This is a genomic window from Vibrio sp. 10N.222.49.A3 (genome assembly GCF_041475145.1).
Lineage (GTDB): Bacteria > Pseudomonadota > Gammaproteobacteria > Enterobacterales > Vibrionaceae > Vibrio > Vibrio tasmaniensis_A.
This window is the reverse complement of record NZ_JBFRVM010000008.1, coordinates 1-429: the sequence shown is the minus strand read 5'-3', so window position 1 is coordinate 429 and position 429 is coordinate 1. Positions and strand designations below refer to the sequence as shown.

The window sequence follows — 429 nt, the reverse complement described above, 5'->3', positions numbered from 1 at the left end:
AAGCTCAACCCCACTCTCCCGAGCTCACTCAACTGCTGAGCGAGATACACGAGCAGTACGAACTCGCAATAATAAATAAAAGACCATATTCCCAAAACCTGCCGGACATCACCAAACTGCCCTACTTCTTGCAGCACATTGACGAGACGGACACCGTGGAGTCCATACGCTTAAACGCCTACCTACAAGGTTTGCATACGGCGTATTTTAAAAATGCTACGAATCAAAAACGCCTAGGTGGTGGAAGCTGGTTCTGTATGCGCGACACCATGGCACTCGACCCAAGGCGTCACCCTGAGTTTATTGTAGATCTCATCTGGAAGGTGTTAGATAAAACGGCAAAAATCGATCCAGAAGGTTTTAGACAAGGAAATTATGCAGCAGCTTTTAGTGTAGACACGGCAACTGTCATTAACTACGGCTTACAAA

General features: G+C 46.4%; 1 protein-coding gene. It reads left to right on the top strand.

Features of this window, described 5'->3' with window-relative positions:
- Window positions 1–429, top strand: a 429-nt coding sequence (locus AB4589_RS00635) for a hypothetical protein (RefSeq protein ID WP_372099099.1), incomplete at both ends; no start/stop codon positions are given.